This window comes from Streptosporangium roseum DSM 43021, from assembly GCF_000024865.1.
Classification (GTDB): domain Bacteria; phylum Actinomycetota; class Actinomycetes; order Streptosporangiales; family Streptosporangiaceae; genus Streptosporangium; species Streptosporangium roseum.
Genome location: NC_013595.1, coordinates 9665869 through 9684108, shown reverse-complemented (window position 1 = coordinate 9684108; position 18240 = coordinate 9665869). Strand labels below are relative to the sequence as shown.

Below are 18240 nucleotides of genomic sequence, written 5' to 3'. Positions count from 1 at the left end.
CTCGGCGATCGTGAGTGACTGCCGAATGGATCTTCCATTGAGGCCGCAAGGACACTTCTCCTCCGTCATGGTCATAAAGGAGCGTTCATGCCACACATCACGTTGAACACCGACGAGCCGGGGATCCGCGGACTGCTGAGGTTCCGCCCGGAGACGGCCGGCCCGCTGAACGATCTGGCCGAGGTGCTGCTCCGCGGGGAGAGCACCCTGTCGCGCGGGGAGCGCGAACTGATCGCGACGTACGTGTCGGGACTGAACGAGTGCCGGTTCTGCACCTCCTCACATGCGGCCTTCGCCGCCGCGCAGCTGTCGGAGGGAATGGCGCTGGTGGAGCAGGTGCGCGCCGATCCGGACGGCGCGCCCGTCTCGGCCAAACTGAAGGCCCTGCTGGGCATCGCGGCCGCGGTCCAGCAGGGCGGCCGGCAGGTCGGCGACCATCACATCGCCGCGGCCCGGGCGGAGGGCGCGACGGACGTGGAGATCCATGACACGGTGCTGATCGCGGCGGCGTTCTGCATGTTCAACCGCTACGTCGACGGCCTGGCCACGTTCGCGCCCGAGGACCCGGCGGACTACGCGACGGCGGCCGACCGGGTCATCGCGTACGGCTACACGACCACCTCGCCCGTCGCGGAGCCCCGGGGCTGAGGCGCCCGTTCCCTGTCCCGCCCTCCCTCACGGAAGGCGGGACAGGGGCGGAAGAACCCGGCGCGTCAGACGCCCAGAGCCTCGGCGGCGAGCGCGGTCCCCCGTATCCGGGCGGCGATCTTGGCGAAGGCGACCTCGCGGGAGGTGGAGGTGTCGTCGGCGAACGGGGAGAACCCGCAGTCGTCGCAGGTGCCCAGCCGCTCGACCGGGATGTGGCGGGCCGCCTGCAGCACCCGGTCACGCACCTGCTCGGGGGTCTCCACCTGGGGGTCGATCGGATCGGTCACCCCGATGAAGACCCTGGTTTCGGGGCGCAGGTGGGCGCCGATGATGTCCAGCACCCGGGCCGGGTCGGGCTCGCCGGCCAGCTGGACGTAGAAGTTGCCGGCCTGCAGCCGGAGGAGCTGGGGCAGCAGGCCGGCGTAGTCGACGTCGGCGCTGTGGGTGGAGTCCTGGTCGCCGCCGGGGCAGGTGTGCACGCCGATCCGGGCACGCTCGGCCGTGCTGAAGCGCTCCAGCACCTGGTTGTTGAGGGTGATGAAGTCTTCCAGCAGCCCGCCGCTGGGATCGAGCTTGAGCGACAGCCGTCCCTCGGTGAAGTCCAGCTGTACGGCGTGCGCGCCCGCGTCCAGGCAGCCGCGGATGTCGGCCTCGGCCTCGGCGATCAGATCGTCCAGGAAGACCTTGCGGGGGTAGTCGGCGATGCCGGCGGCCGGATAGAGCAGGCTCAGCGCCGACGGGGCGATGACCGCCTGCTTGACCGGCAGGCGGGTGTGGCGCCAGGCTTCCTTCAGATACTCCGCGGCGTGGACGCGGTAGCGGAACGGGCCGGAGGTCAGGTGCGGCAACTGCCGGGTGTGCCCGTCGGCGAACGGAATGACCGCCCCGTCGGGACTGAGGCCCTCCAGCCCGGTGATCGGATAGGTGACGAAGCTGGGTTTGGACTGCTCGCCGTCGACGAGGACCGGGCAGCCGAGCTGCTCCAGTCGCGTGATGGTGTCGGCGACGGCTTCGGCCTGCCGCGCGGCCAGCTCGGCGTCGCTGATCCGGCCTGCGGTGTGGTCGGTCAGCGCGGCCAGCAGCGCGGGGGGACGGGGGATGCTGCCGATCGGTTCGGTAGGGATGCCCATGCGGGGATCGTAGATAACGATCTGTGTCTTATCAATCACTTACGGATATGGAACGCTCTCCGGAACCGGGTTTCGCGGAGGTGGACTCGGCGGGAACGAGCGAGGCGCAGGTGAAGCCCTCGTCGTGATCGGGCTCCAGCACCATCTGCTGGAGCGCGGTCGAGCCCATCGGACGGCGGAAGGTCTCCTGCCTGACGCAGTCGTAGAAGGCGTAGGTCCCCTCGCGCTCGCCGAGCAGCAGCAGGGGCACGCCTCCGCGCATGGGCTTGCCGGTGCCCGGATGGGTGGCGAGCACCCACTGGTCCTGGAAGCCGACCAGGCTCAGCACGAAACTGCTCTGCCCGGTGGCGGCGAGCCTCGTCGCGTCCGCCTCCATCCGCCCGATCAGCGCGAAGCCGAGACCCATGCCGGTGAACGCGGCGATCACGATCTTCATCCCGGCCCGGCCCGTCGGACGGCGCCGCAGCAGCCGGAACGGCACGAGGAAGGAGACGACCCCGATGACGGTCGCCACCAGCACGATCGAGGCGAGGCCGGCGCCGTCGTCGAGATCGAGGTAGCCGAGGAAACCCCAGTACGTCCCGCCGCACCACACCGCGCCGATGACGGCCGCCGCCCAGGGCCGTTCCCGTACGGCACGGGCCAGCCTGACCAGCAGGCCCCGGGTGGCCCTGTCCGCCAGCCAGCCGACCGCCACCAGCGCGCCCAGGACCAGCGTGCCCGCCAGGACCATCAGGACCAGGCACCCGACGAGGCGGCCGAACATGGTCGCCTGGTCGATGCCCGCCTGCTCGGGGCTGACGTTGAAGACTCCGTACACCTGCTGCATGCCGAGATAGAGCAGGGCGTAGAGCGAGATGCCCACCGGGAGCACCACCGAGCCGATGCGCTGCAGCAGGTCGATGACGCTGCTCTCGTCGGCTCTGTCTTGATCATTCATTACTGGCTTTTGTCCTGTGTTGGTGTGAAGCGACCGAGACAGGCTGTCATGTGGCACGCGGCGGACACCTGCCGGGTGCCCCCGGGACGCCGGCCGCGCCGGCCATGGGGATTCGCCGGACGTGGCCAGGCCGTCCGGTGCCCAGCCCGCGCACGCCGAAGCCGGCGGCGGGCGGGGTTGAACGGCCCAGGCTAGGCGGCGTCCGTGCGGTCGCGCGCCGCGATCGCCAGAGCCATGAACTCGCGGAAACGCGCGAACTGCTCCGGGTCCATGCTCAGCCGTACCCCGCCGAGGATCTGGTCGTCGCCGTTCCTGGCACCGAGGCGGACCCTGAACTCGTCGCCACGCGGCTTCACGTCCACCCCGAGAAACGCCACGTGGTATCGGATGCTCTCCGACGACATCCGGCGGAAGATCTCGAAAGTCTTGCCGTCCTGCACCAGGATGTAGTCGCCGAGCTCGAACTCCGCCGCCATGGTTCCTCTTCCGGATCATCGGCAAACCCGGTGCCGACAGTATCCTCCGGCACGCTCCGGCGCGAGGGCGGATTCCCCGCCGGGGGCGGCCCGGACGGGCTTCACGGAAGTTTCGTCCAGGGGCCCGGGGCGTGGTCGTCCTTGGGGATCCACAGCGACGGCTGGAGCTCACGCAGCTTCGGCGTCGCGCCGGGGTCCCAGGGGTATCGGCCGCCGGCGTCGGGCCAGACGACCTCCATGAAGGGCAGCGGAGGCTCCTGGTAGAAGTGCAGCGCCATGCCGAACAGCGATCGGTACCAGCTCGTGTCCACGGCCTTCGTGACGACGGAGTAGTTCCTGATGACGTCGTCCCGCGCCTGGTCGGCGACGAGATGGCGACCGGCGGCGACCCCGTCGGCCAGGGTGTTCAGGCAGTTCTTCATCACCTCGACCCGGAGCCCGAACATCGCCGCCTCGGGCGAGCGGAAGGTGTGCCACAGGCCGACGGTGAACGCCCAGCCGGGCCCGTCCTCGTCCTCCGGGATCAAGATGATTCCCCAGCCGCGTTCCCGGACGTGCCGCATCGTGCTGAGGTCGGCCTCGTCGAGTTCCACGTCGCGCTCGACGCAAAGGAGACAGTGGCATACAGGCTGGTCGAACATGGTATCGAGCGTAGTGGCACGGGTGCGGGCGAGACCGCCGGGCCCGGCGCCGAAGGCCGCTCTCCCACTGTGATGACGCGTTCCGAATGCCGGATGCCGGTCGCCGGTCGCCGGTCGCCGGGTGACGCCGGTCGCCGTCGGGCCGCCGGTCGCCGCCGGAAGGCGCGGGGTCCCGGACGGCTCAGTCGGAGCGCACCTGCAGGCCCAGAAGGGTGGCGATTGTGACGGCCTGCGGGATGTCGATGACCGCGTCCTTCAGCTTGACGGTGAAGGGGTCCAGGGAGGACAGGTCGCTCCCTCGCAGATCGCCGCGGGAGAGGTCGGCACGGTGGAGAGTGGCGCCCGACAGGTCGACCCCCCGCAGCGTGACCCCCGCGCCGCGCGCACCGGTGAGGTCGGCCTCGCGCATCCGTACGTCACGGAAGGAGGCGCTGTGCAGGTCGGCCCCCGGAAGCCCGACGAACGACCAGTCACCGCCCTCGACCTTGAGAAGGTCGAAGGTGCAGTCGTCGAACACGCTGCCGACGAACTTGCAGCCGGTGAAGGCGGCGTCGAAGAACGTGCACCGCTTGAAGGTGCAGTTCGTGAACGCGGTGTCGGAATGCACCGACGCGTTGAACCGGACCCCGCTGAAGGTGCACTCGTGGAAGACCGCGCCCCGGCTCGACGTCTCGGTCATGTCCACGTTGACGAAGGCGACCCGTTCGTGCTTCTGGCCGGACAGGTCCTCGCTGTCCCAGTCCGCGGACCGGATGGTCGTGTGGGTCTCGGGCGCAGGCTCGCCGTACTTGCGCTCAGCCATCACTCATCATGCCTTCCGTGCCGGAATGGAGGTCGCCGCCTCGCGTCCCCTCCCGCCGGGAGTGGTTCCCGTCGTGTCCGGGGCGGCGAGCCGGACTTGTCACGGTAGTGCCCCCCGGTCACTGGTGATGCCTCTCCCCGTCTCCGGGGAGAGCCCGTAGCCCGCCCATCCGGACCGGACCTTTGATCGTCACCGAGTGTGTCAGTGCGACTACGGGGGGAACGGTGAGGGGAGCAGGTCGTGGTGCCCTGAAAGTTCCATGGGGGAAGAGATGGCTGTACGGAGAGCTCGGTGGGCCGCCGTCCCGGTGGCGGTCATGCTGGCGGTCACGCTGGTCGGCGGTTGCGGGGACGCCGGGCAGACCGCTCCGGCGACGTCCCAGGCCGCGGTGCCCGCGCGTCCCGGGGCCACGGGCGCTCCACCGGCGGCGGGCGCCGTCCCGGAGAGCGGCGAGGAATGCCCGGCCACGGGCAACGCCAGGCGGTTCGCCAAGACGCGCTTCGCGTTGCACGCGGGCCTCGCGCTGGGGGCGTTCTACCGCTACATCTACAAGCCGCTGCGGAGCGGCGGCTTCAACGCCGGAGCGGACAAGCGCAAGCGCACTTTCGTGAAGGCGGCCGTGGCAGGCGCCTTCGCCCTCCACGAGCTGAAAGTCGCCAAGCGCTTCGCCACGGCCAATCCGACGTTGTGCAAGGGCGTCCAGGCGGTCAGCGACAGCTTCTCCGAACTCACCGGCAAGCTGAGGAACGGCACGGCCACCGAAGCCGACCTCGAAGCCGGCAAGGACGCCTTCGACGCACTGAAGCAGAACGCCGCCAGGAGCGGCTACGACTTCAAGGAGAGGGAGATCACCGTCCCCAGCACCCGCTGACCTCACCGGCCATGACCGTACGGCTACGCTCCCGGCGAAAGCGGCTACGCCCCTGGTGAATCCGGGACGCCGATGGCCCCGCCGGAACCAGGATGGCCGATATGAGGCTTCTTGTAATGGGTGGAACGCATTTCGTGGGGCGGGCCGTCGTCGAGACGGCGCTGGCACGGGGTGACGAGGTCACCACGCTCAACCGGGGGACGAGCGGGCCCGCCGCGCCGGGGGTGAACGCGGTCATCGCGGACCGGACCGACCCCGAGGCGCTGCGCCGGGCCCTCGGCGACGGGGAGTGGGACGCGGTCGTCGACACCTGGAGCGGGGCGCCGCGCGTGATCGGCGACTCGTGCGGGCTGCTCGCCGATCGGGCCGGTCACTACGGCTACGTGTCCAGCAGGTCGGTCTACCGGTGGCCGATGCCGTTCGGCGCCGACGAGCACGCCCCGACGGTCGACGGCGATCCGGACGACGGCAAGGCCGAGGACTACGCCGTCGCCAAGCGCGGAAGCGAGCTCGCCGTCCTGCGGGCGTTCGGTGACCGGGCCCTGTTCGCCCGCGCCGGACTGGTTCTCGGCCCCTACGAGAACATAGGGCGGCTGCCGTGGTGGCTGCGGCGCATCCAGCGCGGCGGGCAGGTCCTGGCGCCCGGCGACCCCGCCCGGCCGCTCCAGTTGATCGACGCCAGAGACCTGGCGGCGTGGATGCTCGCCGCGGCCGAGCGCGGTCTCGGCGGCGCGTTCAACGCCGTCAGCCGCCCGGGGCACACCACCATGGGTGAGCTGCTCGGAGCGGCGGTGAAGGTGATCGGATCGGACGCCGAGCTGATCTGGACCGCTCCGGAGGTGATCGAGGAGGCGGGTGTCAGCCCGTGGGTGGAGCTGCCGATCTGGCTGCCGGACGACGCCGAGTACGGCGGCATGCACAACGGGGACGTCTCGGCCGCCTACGGCGCGGGTCTCACCTGCCGCCCGGTCCAGGAGACGATCGCCGACACCTGGGCCTGGCTCCAGGCCGAGGGCGACCCGCGGCTCCGATCCGACAGACCTCAGGTCGGGCTCGACCCCGCCAAGGAGAGGCAGGTGCTCGAAAGGTCCGCCTGACACTGACCTTCCGGAACGGATCTCTCTGACACGGACCTTCCGGAACGGATCTCTCTGACACGGACCTTCCGGAACGGGTCCTTGAGACAGGCCTTCCGGAACGGGTCCCTGACACGGGCCTTCCGGAACGGGGCCTTGAGACAGGCCTTCCGGAACGGGTCCCTGACACGGACCTTCCGGAACGGGTCCTTGAGACAGGCCTTCGGAGCGGGGCCCTGAGACGGGCCTCCGGGCCTCCGGGCCGGAAGGTTCCGGGTCTCGGCGGCCCGCTTCTTCTCCCCGCGCGAATCCCGCTCGCAGGTCGGTTATTCCCCGGGCGGTTGCTCTCCGGCCGGTCCGATGGTCGCCACGATGGCCCGCAGTCCCTCCAGCACCTCGGGCCCCGACGGCGACCGCCCGGGGTCGGTCAGCCACTGCACCATCACGCCGGAGAGCAGCGCCAGCTGTACCGAGCCGAGGGTGCGCACGGTGGAGTCCGGGAGCTCGTCCTCCGGGACGCCCCGTAGTATCGCCGCCAGCCCGCTGCGTCCCTCCTTCTGGGAACCGGCCAGATATTCCCGCAGCTCGGAGGAGTGCTCGGCCTGCAGGAGCGCCTCGACGCTGGCGAGCCAGAGCTTCCGGTGCGCGGTGAACGACTCGATCATCTGCGACCACATGGCCTCGTACTGCTCCGCCGGAGAGGAGCCGGGGTCACCGTAGGCGGCCAGCGTGCGCCCGGTCTCGGTGCCCCATTCGTCGATCGCCTGGATGAGCGCCGCGTTCAGCAGTGCCTCTCGGGAGCCGAAGTGGTAGCCGATGGCCGCCATGCTGACCCCTCCGGAAGCGGCCGAGATGTCGCGGACGGTCGTCCGCGCCCACCCCTTCTCCTCCAGGCAGCGCCTGGCACCGGCGAGCAGATCCTCACGATTTCCCATGCCAGGGATGCTACTTCGCCCGCCTGACGCGTCACCCAACTCTAGTACAAGCGTCTTGCGCATATGCATTGCGCAAATGCCCAAATCTTCTGTACCGTCCATGCCAGGCAAGGAACGCGAACAAGACGAAAGAGGCAGACATGGGCCAGGACACCACCGCCGAGACGATCACCCCCGTCCGCGCCGAGCTGGACATCGACGGCCGCCGGCTCTCCTACCTCGACTTCGGCGGCACCGGCCGCCCCCTCGTCGCCCTGCACGGCCACATGTCCGAAGGGGCGGGCTTCGCCGGACTGGCCGCCGCGCTGGCCCCCGAGTGGCGGGTCGTCGCCCCCGACCAGCGCGGCCACGGCGAGTCGGACCGGGCGGACGACTACTCCCGGGAGGGCTACGTCGCCGACGTCGTCGCCCTGCTCGACCACCTCGGCCTCGACCGGGCCGTGGTCCTGGGACACTCGCTCGGCGCCATCAACGCCTACCAGCTCGCCGCCCGCCACCCCGAGCGGGTCGGCGCCCTGGTCAACGCCGAAGGGGCGGTCTCGCTCGGTCTCCACGGCCCCAACCCGCTGGCCTTCGTGCTCGCCCTGCCGTACGAGGCGCCGACGCGGGAGGCGCTGATCGAGGGGCTCGGCCAGGCCGCCCCCTTCTTCGGCGACGCCCTGCGCGAGAACCCCGACGGCACCTGGCGCCTGCCCTTCCACCCCCAGGACATGGTCGACTCCGAGGACCTGGTCCACGGCGACCACTGGGACGACTGGCTGGCCACCACGTGCCCGGCCCTCCTCGTGCGCGGCACCGGGGGAGTCGTCCCCGCCGAGCAGGCTCAGGCCATGGTCGAGCGGCGCCCGGCCACCCGCCTCGCCGAGCTGGCGACCGACCACTTCGTCCACACCGGCGACCCCGAGGGCTTCGCCAAGGTCGTGCGCGAGTTCCTCCGGTCCCTGGACGCCTCCGTGTGACCCGGGCTCCTGCCCGCCGCCGGAACCGGCCGCTGACCTGGACGGACGATCCGTGCCGTCCGGCGGCCGGCGGTGCTTCCCCGCCTGCCCGCCCGGCCCGCGCCCTGGCGTCGCCGAACCATGTATGACACGTCATTCCGTGCGAATGTTGCGCTGCCGAGGTATGGGATGAATCACGGCATCCGAGCCCTTGACCGCGGGCCGCGAGCTGTCACGATGGTCGCCATCCCATGATCGGAGAAGACGTGAACAGATCCTCCCTGGCCGCGGTGTGCGCCGTCGCCGCCCTGCTGTCCTCGTTCGCCGCGCCCGCGACGGCGGACGCCGAGCGCCAGGCGCCGCTCAAGACCGTGTACGGCTGGGCGAAGAGGTCCGGCGACTCGGCGATGATCGTCACGCCGTACCGGGCCACCCGGACCTCGGTCGGCGACGGCCCTGACATCGCGTGGGACCTGAGCAGGAAGAACGGCCGCTCCGTCCGGATCGACTACACCGAGGGGCTGATCTTCCGCCAGGTCAACAAGAAGTGCGGCAGGGCGCCGGCCGGATATCCGTACGACACCGCGGACAAGAACGCCCTTGGCGCCAAGGTGTGCGACCCCATCGACCTGTACAACCGGCTCCGCAAGGGCAGGATGCCGGTGAAGGTCGTCTACGACCCGGCAGGCCCGATGGCCGTCAAGGTCATCGAGCTGGTCCTGCCCTAGCGACGCTCTGACACAGGCTCTCCGGCCGGCGCGGGGACATGGGCTCCCCGGAACGGGGCACTACGGCTTGCGGCCCACCCCGGAGTAGCCGATCGAGGTTTTCTCCGCGCCGATCAGCGGCTGGTCGTCGGGCCGCCAGTCCTTGGGGAACACCAGGCCGGGTTCGACCAGCTCGTAGCCGTCGAAGAACCGGGTGATCTCCGCGTGCGTGCGCAGGCTCAGCGCCGCGGTGGCCCGGTTGTAGACCTCCAGGGCCTCCGGCGTGGTGTCCGGCTTGGCGTCGATGGCGTGGCTGAGAACCAGGTAACTGCCCGGCGCGCTCGCCTCGTACAGCCGCTGGACGATCTCGTAGGCGCCCGCGCCGTCGGGGTTCTCGTCCGGGATGAAATGCAGGATGGCCAGTAACAGGAACGCCACGGGCCGGTCGAAGTCGACGTGGTCATGCAGCTCGGCCAGCAGCGTCTTCGGGTCACGCGCGTCGGCCTGGACAATGGTGATGTTGTCACCGTCCGCCAGCAGCGCCCGGCCGTGCGCGCACACGACGGGGTCGTAGTCCACGTAGATCACACGGGTGTCGGGGGCGATCCCGTGCGCGATCTCATGCGTGTTGCCCTGCGTGGGCAGCCCGGATCCCAGGTCAACGATCTGCCGGACGCCCGACTCGACCAGGTGGCGTACGGCACGCGAGAGGAACGCCCGGTTCTCCCGCGCGGAGTCCCGGGTCTCCGGGAAGAGTTTCAGGATCTGTTCGGCCGCGGCCCGGTCGGCGGCGAAGTTGTCCTTGCCGTCCAGGTAGTAGTCGTACATCCGGGCGACATTGGGCACGTTCGGGTCTACCCCGTCCGGCGCGGCCTGACTGTCCACGCTTCTCCCCGATCCTTCGGTATTCGTCGTTAATTGATCTTAGAGAGACTTTCGCGGTCTTGCGCGGGTAATGCCGGATCGAGATGTGCTTATGTCGGCAGATCCGGTTCGACCGGGAGCCGCAGCGTGAAGACGGCGCCCTCGCCCGGGGTGCTCGCGACGCTCACGGTCCCGTGATGGGCCTCGGCCAGGTTCCGGACGATGGCGAGCCCGAGCCCGCTGCCGCCGGTCCGCCGGTTCCGTGACTTCTCCTCCCGCCAGAACCGGTCGAAGACGCGGGGAAGATGCTCGGGAGCGATGCCGACGCCGGTGTCGGCCACCTCGATCAGGACATGCCCGTCCGCGAGACGGCCGCGCAGGGCGATCCGGCCGCCCGGCGGCGTGTAGTGGACGGCGTTGCTCACCAGGTTCCCCACGGCCTGGCGCAGCCGTACCGGGTCGGCGAGGAGACCGGGGTCGCCGGCGGTGTCGGCCGTCAGGGTGAGGCCGGCGGAGTCGGCGCGGCCACGATGCGCCGTGGCGACCTGGTCGAGCAGGTCGGCCACGTTCACCGGCTCGGGATGCAGCCGCAGCTTGCCCGCGTCCGCGAGAGCCAGCTCCTGCAGGTCGTCGACGATGTGCTGGAGCAGCATGATCTCCTCCACCAGTGAGGCGATCAGCTCGGCGTCCAGCTCCGCGACGCCGTCCTGGGCGGCCTCCATCCAGCCGCGCAGGTTGCTCAGCGGCGTACGGAGCTCGTGGGAGACGTCGCTGACCATGGCCTTGCGCTGCGCCTCCATCCGCTCCAGATGCTCCGACATCCTGTTGAACGCCTCCGACAGCTCGCCCACCTCACCCGTCGCCGTCACCGCGACGCGGGCGGAGCTGTCGCCCTGCCCCATCCGCTGGGCCGCCTCGGTCAGCGCCCGCACCGGCCGGACCAGCCGGGTGGCGACCACGACGCTCACCGCGACCGCGAACAGCAGGACGAGCAGCGCGGTGCCCGCGATGCGCGCCACCCCGGCCGAGGGCAGCTCGGTGGAGGGCGCCTGCGCCGAGGAGCCGAGGTAGAGCAGCGCCGCGGGCGCGACATACGCCCTGAGCTGCTCGCGCCTGGCACTCGCCAGGCAGGCGGAGACGGGCTGCTGGTCGAGGACGCGCGGGACGGCGGCGGGGCGCGGCCCGAAGAGCGTCCAGGACAGGTCGAGGGCGAGCGTGACCTCGTACTTTCCCTGGCCCACCAGACAGCGGTTGACCAGCTGATTGAGCCGGCGCAGCGCCTTGCGCTCGGTCGCGGTGGGGGTGTCGAGCGTCTTCGAGGCGCACGCGGTGGTCGCGGAGGCGTTCTTGCTGGGGATCTCGACGGAGGGACGCCCGGAAGGGGAGAGGACGACGTCGGCCTCCTGCCCGCTGCGGCGCGCGCAGATCACCCCCAGGTTGGCGGCCTTCCGCAGCCGGGACCGTTCCGCGGCGGTGAGCTTGAACGGTCCGACCGCCCGGGGGTCGATGCGGTCCTTGGCCGCTCCCGGCACCAGGGTCACGTCCACCCGCAGCGGATCGACGACCACCGACGGCTTGGCGGGCAGCGGAGTGTCGCTGGAGTCGGCGATCGGCTCGCCGTTCTCGGTGGTGAGCGCGATGCGGCGGCCCGTCTTCCCGGCCAGGTCACGGACCGTCTGGCCGACGCCGTCCCAGCTCGCGTGGGTCGCGCCGTAGCCGAGCAGGGTGTCGTTGATGCGGGTGTCGGTGACCAGGGTCTGGTCCTGCTCCTTGCGGATCGCGCCCGAGGTGCCCTGGCTGGTCAGCCAGGCGGTCGCCGAGATCGAGCAGACGGCCACCAGGACGGAGCTCGCGAGCAGTCGCGTGAGCAGGCTGTGGCGCCGGACCCTCATCCGGAGCCGTCGGTCAGCTTGTAGCCGACGCCGTAGACGGTCAGGATCCGGGTCGGCCTGCGCGGGTCGGGCTCGATCTTCTTCCGCAGGTTCAGCATGTGCACGTCGACCGTGCGCCTGGTGATGAAGCGGTCGAACCCGTGGACCTCCTCCAGGAGCTGCTTGCGGGTGAAGACCCGCTCCGGCTGGGCGGCGAGCGTCTCCAGGATCCGGAACTCGGCGGGCGTGCAGTCCACCGGGCTGCCGGCGACGCTGACCCGGTGGCGCGCGGAGTCGACCAGGAGATCGCCGACCTTCAGCGTCTCCTCGGGATCCCTGGAACGCCGCACCCGCCGCAGCAGCGTGCGGACCCTGGCCATCAGCTCCCGTGGGCTGTAGGGCTTGGTGACGTAGTCGTCGGCCCCCAGGTCGAGGCCGACAAGCAGGTCGTCCTCCGTGGCACGGGCGGTCAGCATGAGCACGGGAACGTCCGACTCCGCGCGGATGACACGGCAGACGTCGAGGCCGTCGGCCTTCGGCATCATCACGTCGAGCACCACGAGATCGGGCTCGCGCCTGCGGGCCTCGTCGATCGCGCTCCGCCCGTCATGCACGACGAGCACCGAGTGGCCTTCCCGCTCCAGATAGCGGCGGACCAGCTCCGCCTGCTTCACGTCATCCTCTGCAACCAGCACATATGCGCACATCGGGACGAGGTTATGTGACCAAGACAGGTCATTGACAGCGACCAAACAGGACCTTCACATTCCTCCGCCAGTCTGCGTCGCGTGAAGTTCAACGGCTATCTCGCAACAGTGGCACTCGTCACCGCGGCCACGCTGACCACCGCGGCCACGCTGACCGGCTGCGCGGCGTCCGGCGCCCAGCCGGCCCCTCCGCGAGCCGCCGCCACCGGCCAGGCGGGAGCAGGAGCGGCGACCGACAGTGCCGGGGCCGGGGCCGGGGCCGGGGCTGGGGCGCCGACCGACAGCGCCGGGGCCGGGGCTGGGGCTGGGGCGGCCACCGGTCACGCCGAAGCGGGGGAGGCCGCGGAGGCCGCCCGCGCGGAGGCCGCCGCCACCGGCCACGCCGGGACAGGGGCCGGCGTGGAGGTGGCGACCGTGCGGGGACCACGGATCGCCGTCTACAAGCGCAAGGGGACGGGCTCGCCCTGGCGCGAGCTCGCGAGCCCCAACGACTACGGCGCCGAGCGGGTCTTCCTCGTGGAGCGCCACGACGGCGAGTGGCTGCGGGTCCTGCTGCCGATCAGACCCAACGGCAGCACGGGCTGGATCAGGACGGGTGACGTCACGCTGACCAGGACCACCCATCGGGTGGAGGTCGACCCCGAGGCGTTCAGGTTCACGGTCTACGACGGGGCCCGCGTCCTGCGCAGCGGAAAGGTGGCGACAGGCCGGGACAACACGCCCACACCTCCCGGCCGCTACTTCTTCACCGAACTGGTGCGCCCACCGGACCCGCGCGGACCGTACGGCGCCTACGCCTTCGGGCTGAGCGGATTCTCCCCGACGCTGAAGAGCTTCGCGGGAGGTCCGGGGCAGCTCGCCATCCACGGGACCGACGACGCGACGGCCATCGGCACGCGAGTCAGCCACGGCTGCGTGCGGGTCGCCAACGTCGACATCACCTGGATGGCCAAGAACCTGGCGATCGGCACCCCGGTCGTCGTGAAGGGCTGAAGCCCTTCGACCACGGAGTACGGCTCGACCACGGAGTACGGCTCACCCACCGAGTACGGCTCGACCACCGGAAACAGCTCAACCACCTATAACAACGAAAGGTGAGACATATGCGTCTCAAGCTCGCACTCGTCGGCGGCGTCGTCGCCCTGGCCCTCGGCGCCGGTCTGGTCGGCACGGCGATGGCCGACGAGCCGGCTCCCACCAAGGGGGACGTCAGCCGGCCCGCTGTCGAACCCGCCAGGTCCGCCTCCCCCCGGCCCGTCCCGGCCGGGGTCCGCGAGGAGCCGGCCCCGGCCGTCAAGAAGCCCGGCGATCCCTCGGTGAGGCTGCCCCGCTACACCGGCTGAACACCGGCGGAAGACGACGGGGGCGTCCGCGACCGGCGGGCGCCCCCGCCGTGCTGATCGAGTCGGTACGACTCCCGGGCAGGTGCCGGCCGTACAGTCCAGACGTGGCGACGCCACCCCTCCAAGCTCGCGCCGCCACGCCCGTCCACCGGGTGAGTCCGGACGATCGCGCCGTCCGGATCCCCCGAGCCTCGTCGACCGGCCACCGGCAGGTCTCATGTACTTCGGAGCCGTCGTCACCCCGGATTGCCCGCCGTACGGCGACCGAGCCCATCTCGTACGGCGGAGCACGGCGGAGAAGCTGAACGGGCGACCGTGTGTGGAAGGAGCGGGAGGGCGCCGGCAGCCGGTCTCCACACCTCGCCGACCTGTAGCCGACCTGTGGGGAACACGCCGGTTGTCCGGAGCTGCGGGGCTCGCGGGCCTTGGCGCCGCGCCCCGAGAGCATTCGCCGGGTTGGTTACACCGAGAGGCCGCGGTCGGCGGGGACCTCGAAGATGATTTCGAGACCGTCCTCTTCGTCCCACTGTTCTCCGACCTCGACGAAACCGAAGCCGGCGATCGTGGCCAGGGACGCCGCATTGTCGGGACTGATCGTCGCCCGCACGGTCCTGACCCCGGGTTCGGCCGCGGCCCGGCGCAGCAACTCGATCAGCATGGCCCGGGCATACCCCTGGCGGCGGAAGTCAGGAGCGACCGAGTAGCCGATCTCGACCATGCCCGCCTCATCGGGCGGTCCGTGAAACCCGGCATGACCGATGACGACGCCTTCCGGCCCGGTCGCCACCTGCCGCACCATCCACCGTGCGTTGCCGGGGTCGGCGGCCATCTGGTCGATCCGGAACCGCCACAGCCACCGTGCGCTGTCGGTCACGAAGTAGTCGGTCAGAGGGACCCCAGCCGTCTCACCGGCCGCGCGCAGGTCCCCGTCGAGCAGAGCGGACATCGCGGTGCCGGACAGCTCGACGAAGCGCACATGCTTCGGGCCGGTGGGGAACGGTGTCCGGCGGCCGGTCTCATCTGTCACCGTGCGGATGCTCGCAGAATGTCCGGCAGAGGTCCAACGGATTTCGGAGCGATCGATCAACCGAGCCTGCTCACGACCAACGGGGTCACGACGACGACCGCGCCGAGCGGCCTCCTCCTGGCGGAGGAGGGAACGGCGGAGGTTGGAGCGCCGGTGGCATGGCGGGTTCCGCTGTGCGGAGGAGGAAACGGACGGACCGCATACCTAGATTCGAGGCATGACGGACGGAGAGCCCGAAGGCTCGCGGGTGGCGCGGCCCCGCAGGCGGTTGCGGCGACTGCTGCTGCGGATCACCACCTGGGGCGCGGGCCTCGCCGTGCTGGTGGCGAGCGCGGGATTCCTCTACGAGACGAACGCCCGGCGGGGCGACGCCGACCACCACAGGCCACCGGGACGGCTGGTCGACGTCGGCGGCCACCGCCTCCACCTGTACTGCACCGGGACGGGCGCTCCCACCGTCGTGCTGGAGACGGGTCTGGCGGAGTCGAGCGCGAGCTGGGAGACGATCCAGCGGCGGCTCTCCACGGGTAACCGGGTGTGCTCCTACGACCGGGCCGGATACGCCTGGAGCGAGGACGGCCCGTCGCCGCGTACGGCGGAGCGCGCCGCCGGGGAGCTGCACACGCTGCTGGCCGCCGCCGGGGAGGCGGGGCCGTACGTCCTCGTCGGGCACTCCTACGGCGGCAACACCGTGCGCGTCTTCGCCGACCGCCGGAGGGACCTGACCGCCGGGCTGGTGCTGATCGACGTCACCGACGAGACGGCCGTCACCGCACTCCAGATCTCCCGGCCGCTGCTCGCCGTCCAGCTCACCGTAAACCAGCTCATCGCCCGTCTCGGCCTGCTCAGGCTGCTGGGCGACGCCCTCGTACCGGCCGAGGCCACCACGACGGCCCGCACTCACGCCCTCGTCGTCTACGGCGACAGGAGCATGGCGGCCGCCCGCGCCGAGTCCTGGGCGTCGGTGGACAGCGCCGCCCAGGTCCGCGCGACGGTCCGCCCGCGAGCGTGGGGCGACCTGCCGGCCGTGGTCATCTCCGCGGGAGGCCAGCCGCCGGAAGTGACCGAGCACGCCAGACGCCTCGCTGCCCTGTCGGCGCGAGGCCGCCTGGTGGTCGCGACCACGACGGAGCACTACGTCCAGAACGCCCAGCCCGACCTCGTCCTCGACGCGATCCACGAGGTCATCGCCGCCCACGGGCGCGGATGACCGTCAGCCGCGGTGGCCACGGTGAAGCGGATGACCGTCAGCGGTGGCGTCCACGGTGAAACAGCGGAAACATCGCCTGGAGCGACTCGGGAGCCGTGCCGTCATCGCGGTGACGGAGCACCGAGGTCTCCCGCGTCGACGTACGGCCGGTGCGATGCTCCGAACCTTGATCTCCGAACCTTGATCACTGACAATGTCCTGCTCTAACGTGCCCTTTTGTGCTCAAACCCCTCTCGCTGCCGGCCGTGGCACTGCTCGCCGCCCTGCTCCTCCCCGGCACGGCCGACGCTCTCACCTCCCCCATCAAGAACGTGCCCGTTCTGACCGACAACAGCCTCTACGGCAGCGGCAAGATCAAACCCTCGGAATGTCCCGGCGGTGCGCTCAGCATCGAGAGTGCCCCAGCCGCGAAGCGCACGATCACCGCGCTGTGGCGCTGCCTGAACACTTCGTGGTCGGCGCATTTCAAGCGTGCCAAGCTGCCCTTCACTCCCGCCAAGCTCGTCGTCCTCACCGAACCGGCGCCGTTCTGCGGAAAAGAATGGAAGAAGGGCTTCCAGTCCTCTTACTGCTCCGGAACGAAGACGGCGGCGGTGCTGGTGGATGAGGAGTACTACCTGCGGACCCGCGAGATCTACCACTTCATGTACATCGCCGCGCTCTACGGCGACCATCTGCAGCAGATCACCGGCATGGCCCGCGGCTTCGCCGCGTTGCCGTACAAGAACAAGGCCGAGAATTTCGAGCGGGAGCGGCGCTGGATGCTCCAGGAGAGCTGCCTGTCGGGAGTCTTCCTGGGGAGCGTCTGGGAGACCGCGGGAGAAGGCAGTGAGGGCTGGCCCGCGATGTTGAAGCTCGTGAAGTCGAATGGCGACTACAGGTCCAAGAAGGACCGCTACTTCGCCAAGGGCAAGAACATCGTCTACTGGCTCGACCGCGGCTTCAAGAGCGGCGACCCCGGCTTCTGCAACACCTGGAAGGCGCCCTCCGCACGCGTCGCCTGACCGCGCGGCGACGCCGCCCTTCATGCTCGCGCCGCCCCGCCGGTTCAGCGGTCTCGTCGGGGAAACCTCCCGGTGTCAGGTCCCCCGGCGGGAGCCTTTTCGATGGGGAGCCTTTCGGCGGGTGAGCCGAGTTCGAACCAGATGACGGTTCCGACGGAATCGCGGTGGAATCCCCATCGGGTGGCGAGGCTGTTGACAAGGGCGAGACCACGGCCACCTGTGTCGTCCGGCCCGGAGTCCCTCGGGCAGGGGATCCGTGAGGAACCGGGGTCCTGCACGGTGATCAGCACGCCGTGGACGACGAAGGCCACCGTGACGAGGAACTCCTGCGGGCCGTCGAACGGACCGGAGGGGTGCTCGACGGCGTTGGTGGCGAGCTCACTGGTGAGAAGCACGGCGTCATCGCGGAGCGGATGGCCCTCCCCGAGTATCCCGGCGACGAAGTTCCGCGCGGACCTGACCTGGTGGGGTGTGGCTCTGAACCGCCGGGAGATCACGAGAGGGCCGGTGGGCGCGTGGCCCGGGAGCTGTCCCTGGTGCGCGGGGCCCGTAGTGTCGTGGGCCGCCGTCCGGGACCGATCAGTGAACACGCCGGCAAGCATGGCCAGGAGTCGCGCCGCCATCGTTGTCTCTCCTCTCCACTGCGATCTCGGTGCTGACACCACTTGATCGCCCCATCCCTGGAACGGCCGTCTCGCGGCCCGTTCTGGAGATGGGGTGTGCCCGCCGTACGCCAAGGGCACCCCACCGGTTGGCATCGAGGTGGAACAGATTCATGTCGCCGCCCCCTTTCCGGCCTTCGGTACGGCTCGCGCCTGCTGGACAGAGAGCGCACCCCCGGCGGCGCTTCGCGCCCGTACGGCACAGCGGCCGTACGGCCGGCCGAGAGCGGAGTCCCCGGCTTCCGGGAACGGACCCGAATGATCCGGACGGCTCCACTAGGGTTGGGCACGGGTCGCACCTCCGGTATGCGATCAAGGCCCTGCCAGCCGACGGGATTCGCCTGGCAGGGCCGTCTTTTTACGGTGTCGACGGCCGCGTCCGCGTCAC

General features: G+C 70.5%; 20 protein-coding genes. 9 read left to right on the top strand and 11 right to left on the bottom strand.

Translation table 11 applies throughout. The annotated features are described in order from the left end of the window. The first annotated feature begins 87 nt into the window (after window positions 1-87). On the top strand, window positions 88-648 hold the full coding sequence (locus SROS_RS42375; protein WP_012895139.1) for a carboxymuconolactone decarboxylase family protein: 561 nt from the start codon (window positions 88-90) through the stop codon (window positions 646-648). A 65-nt stretch (window positions 649-713) separates the two neighbouring features. Here the strand turns inward: SROS_RS42375 and SROS_RS42370 are convergent, their stop codons facing one another. The 5 genes from SROS_RS42370 to SROS_RS42350 form a co-directional block, all read right to left on the bottom strand. Then, entirely contained in the window at window positions 714-1778 is a 1065-nt protein-coding gene (locus tag SROS_RS42370) for a cobalamin-independent methionine synthase II family protein (protein WP_043654103.1), read from the bottom strand. Window positions 1779-1809: 31 nt separating this feature from the next. Continuing rightward, window positions 1810-2718 (bottom strand): hypothetical protein, encoded by a 909-nt coding sequence (locus tag SROS_RS42365; RefSeq protein ID WP_012895137.1) that lies wholly within the window; start codon window positions 2716-2718, stop codon window positions 1810-1812. Window positions 2719-2909: 191 nt separating this feature from the next. Further along, window positions 2910-3194 carry a hypothetical protein gene (locus SROS_RS42360; RefSeq protein ID WP_012895136.1) on the bottom strand — a complete coding sequence of 95 codons (285 nt, stop codon included), beginning with the start codon at window positions 3192-3194 and terminating at the stop codon, window positions 2910-2912. Between the two features lie 101 nt (window positions 3195-3295). Next, a complete protein-coding gene (locus tag SROS_RS42355; protein WP_012895135.1) occupies window positions 3296-3835 on the bottom strand; it encodes a DUF4262 domain-containing protein in 540 nt (179 codons plus the stop codon). A gap of 181 nt (window positions 3836-4016) precedes the next feature. Further along, window positions 4017-4637 (bottom strand): pentapeptide repeat-containing protein, encoded by a 621-nt coding sequence (locus SROS_RS42350; RefSeq protein ID WP_012895134.1) that lies wholly within the window; start codon window positions 4635-4637, stop codon window positions 4017-4019. Between the two features lie 271 nt (window positions 4638-4908). Between SROS_RS42350 and SROS_RS42345 the strand changes: the two genes are divergently transcribed. Both SROS_RS42345 and SROS_RS42340 read left to right on the top strand, forming a co-directional pair. Continuing rightward, window positions 4909-5508, top strand: a complete 600-nt coding sequence (locus SROS_RS42345; RefSeq protein ID WP_086012442.1) for a hypothetical protein — start codon at window positions 4909-4911, stop codon at window positions 5506-5508. 101 nt (window positions 5509-5609) lie between these two features. Next, a complete protein-coding gene (locus tag SROS_RS42340; protein WP_012895132.1) occupies window positions 5610-6605 on the top strand; it encodes an NAD-dependent epimerase/dehydratase family protein in 996 nt (331 codons plus the stop codon). A 305-nt stretch (window positions 6606-6910) separates the two neighbouring features. Here SROS_RS42340 and SROS_RS42335 read toward each other — a convergent pair whose 3' ends face one another. Beyond that, window positions 6911-7519: a TetR/AcrR family transcriptional regulator gene (locus tag SROS_RS42335; protein ID WP_012895131.1), complete on the bottom strand. Its 609-nt coding sequence runs from the start codon at window positions 7517-7519 to the stop codon at window positions 6911-6913. A gap of 140 nt (window positions 7520-7659) precedes the next feature. On the opposite strand from SROS_RS42335, the gene SROS_RS42330 reads away from it, so the two are divergent. Beyond that, the gene (locus SROS_RS42330) at window positions 7660-8478 is read left to right on the top strand and encodes an alpha/beta fold hydrolase (RefSeq protein ID WP_012895130.1); all 819 of its coding nucleotides are present in this window, start codon (window positions 7660-7662) and stop codon (window positions 8476-8478) included. Between the two features lie 245 nt (window positions 8479-8723). Further along, window positions 8724-9185: a hypothetical protein gene (locus SROS_RS42325; protein WP_012895129.1), complete on the top strand. Its 462-nt coding sequence runs from the start codon at window positions 8724-8726 to the stop codon at window positions 9183-9185. Between the two features lie 60 nt (window positions 9186-9245). Here SROS_RS42325 and SROS_RS42320 read toward each other — a convergent pair whose 3' ends face one another. The 3 genes from SROS_RS42320 to SROS_RS42310 form a co-directional block, all read right to left on the bottom strand. Next, a complete protein-coding gene (locus SROS_RS42320; RefSeq protein WP_012895128.1) occupies window positions 9246-10049 on the bottom strand; it encodes an SAM-dependent methyltransferase in 804 nt (267 codons plus the stop codon). A gap of 89 nt (window positions 10050-10138) precedes the next feature. Continuing rightward, complete coding sequence (locus SROS_RS42315) at window positions 10139-11920, bottom strand: sensor histidine kinase (RefSeq protein ID WP_012895127.1); 1782 nt, start codon at window positions 11918-11920, stop codon at window positions 10139-10141. Continuing rightward, window positions 11917-12606 (bottom strand): response regulator transcription factor, encoded by a 690-nt coding sequence (locus SROS_RS42310; protein ID WP_012895126.1) that lies wholly within the window; start codon window positions 12604-12606, stop codon window positions 11917-11919. The genes SROS_RS42315 and SROS_RS42310 overlap by 4 nt, the downstream gene beginning before the upstream one ends. A gap of 81 nt (window positions 12607-12687) precedes the next feature. On the opposite strand from SROS_RS42310, the gene SROS_RS42305 reads away from it, so the two are divergent. Together SROS_RS42305 and SROS_RS42300 are read left to right on the top strand one after the other, a co-directional pair. After that, entirely contained in the window at window positions 12688-13599 is a 912-nt protein-coding gene (locus SROS_RS42305) for a L,D-transpeptidase (protein WP_012895125.1), read from the top strand. Window positions 13600-13709: 110 nt separating this feature from the next. Next, window positions 13710-13949 (top strand): hypothetical protein, encoded by a 240-nt coding sequence (locus tag SROS_RS42300; protein ID WP_012895124.1) that lies wholly within the window; start codon window positions 13710-13712, stop codon window positions 13947-13949. A gap of 460 nt (window positions 13950-14409) precedes the next feature. On the opposite strand, the gene SROS_RS42295 is transcribed toward SROS_RS42300, so the two are convergent. Further along, a complete protein-coding gene (locus SROS_RS42295; RefSeq protein ID WP_012895123.1) occupies window positions 14410-14976 on the bottom strand; it encodes a GNAT family N-acetyltransferase in 567 nt (188 codons plus the stop codon). Window positions 14977-15193: 217 nt separating this feature from the next. On the opposite strand from SROS_RS42295, the gene SROS_RS42290 reads away from it, so the two are divergent. Together SROS_RS42290 and SROS_RS42285 are read left to right on the top strand one after the other, a co-directional pair. After that, entirely contained in the window at window positions 15194-16186 is a 993-nt protein-coding gene (locus SROS_RS42290) for an alpha/beta fold hydrolase (protein ID WP_012895122.1), read from the top strand. 218 nt (window positions 16187-16404) lie between these two features. Continuing rightward, window positions 16405-17190 (top strand): neutral zinc metallopeptidase, encoded by a 786-nt coding sequence (locus tag SROS_RS42285; RefSeq protein ID WP_012895121.1) that lies wholly within the window; start codon window positions 16405-16407, stop codon window positions 17188-17190. A gap of 44 nt (window positions 17191-17234) precedes the next feature. On the opposite strand, the gene SROS_RS46965 is transcribed toward SROS_RS42285, so the two are convergent. Continuing rightward, window positions 17235-17813, bottom strand: a complete 579-nt coding sequence (locus SROS_RS46965; RefSeq protein WP_012895120.1) for an ATP-binding protein — start codon at window positions 17811-17813, stop codon at window positions 17235-17237. Window positions 17814-18240: the final 427 nt, after the last annotated feature.

Bases quoted from the DNA above. Each gene is read 5' to 3' on its own strand.
- SROS_RS42375 (WP_012895139.1), top strand. From the start codon at position 88: ATGCCACACATCACGTTGAACACCGACGAGCCGGGGATCCGCGGACTG.
- SROS_RS42370 (WP_043654103.1), bottom strand. From the start codon at position 1,778: ATGGGCATCCCTACCGAACCGATCGGCAGCATCCCCCGTCCCCCCGCG.
- SROS_RS42365 (WP_012895137.1), bottom strand. From the start codon at position 2,718: ATGAATGATCAAGACAGAGCCGACGAGAGCAGCGTCATCGACCTGCTG.
- SROS_RS42360 (WP_012895136.1), bottom strand. From the start codon at position 3,194: ATGGCGGCGGAGTTCGAGCTCGGCGACTACATCCTGGTGCAGGACGGC.
- SROS_RS42355 (WP_012895135.1), bottom strand. From the start codon at position 3,835: ATGTTCGACCAGCCTGTATGCCACTGTCTCCTTTGCGTCGAGCGCGAC.
- SROS_RS42350 (WP_012895134.1), bottom strand. From the start codon at position 4,637: ATGGCTGAGCGCAAGTACGGCGAGCCTGCGCCCGAGACCCACACGACC.
- SROS_RS42345 (WP_086012442.1), top strand. From the start codon at position 4,909: ATGGCTGTACGGAGAGCTCGGTGGGCCGCCGTCCCGGTGGCGGTCATG.
- SROS_RS42340 (WP_012895132.1), top strand. From the start codon at position 5,610: ATGAGGCTTCTTGTAATGGGTGGAACGCATTTCGTGGGGCGGGCCGTC.
- SROS_RS42335 (WP_012895131.1), bottom strand. From the start codon at position 7,519: ATGGGAAATCGTGAGGATCTGCTCGCCGGTGCCAGGCGCTGCCTGGAG.
- SROS_RS42330 (WP_012895130.1), top strand. From the start codon at position 7,660: ATGGGCCAGGACACCACCGCCGAGACGATCACCCCCGTCCGCGCCGAG.
- SROS_RS42315 (WP_012895127.1), bottom strand. From the start codon at position 11,920: ATGAGGGTCCGGCGCCACAGCCTGCTCACGCGACTGCTCGCGAGCTCC.
- SROS_RS42310 (WP_012895126.1), bottom strand. From the start codon at position 12,606: ATGTGCGCATATGTGCTGGTTGCAGAGGATGACGTGAAGCAGGCGGAG.
- SROS_RS42300 (WP_012895124.1), top strand. From the start codon at position 13,710: ATGCGTCTCAAGCTCGCACTCGTCGGCGGCGTCGTCGCCCTGGCCCTC.
- SROS_RS42290 (WP_012895122.1), top strand. From the start codon at position 15,194: ATGACGGACGGAGAGCCCGAAGGCTCGCGGGTGGCGCGGCCCCGCAGG.
- SROS_RS46965 (WP_012895120.1), bottom strand. From the start codon at position 17,813: ATGGCGGCGCGACTCCTGGCCATGCTTGCCGGCGTGTTCACTGATCGG.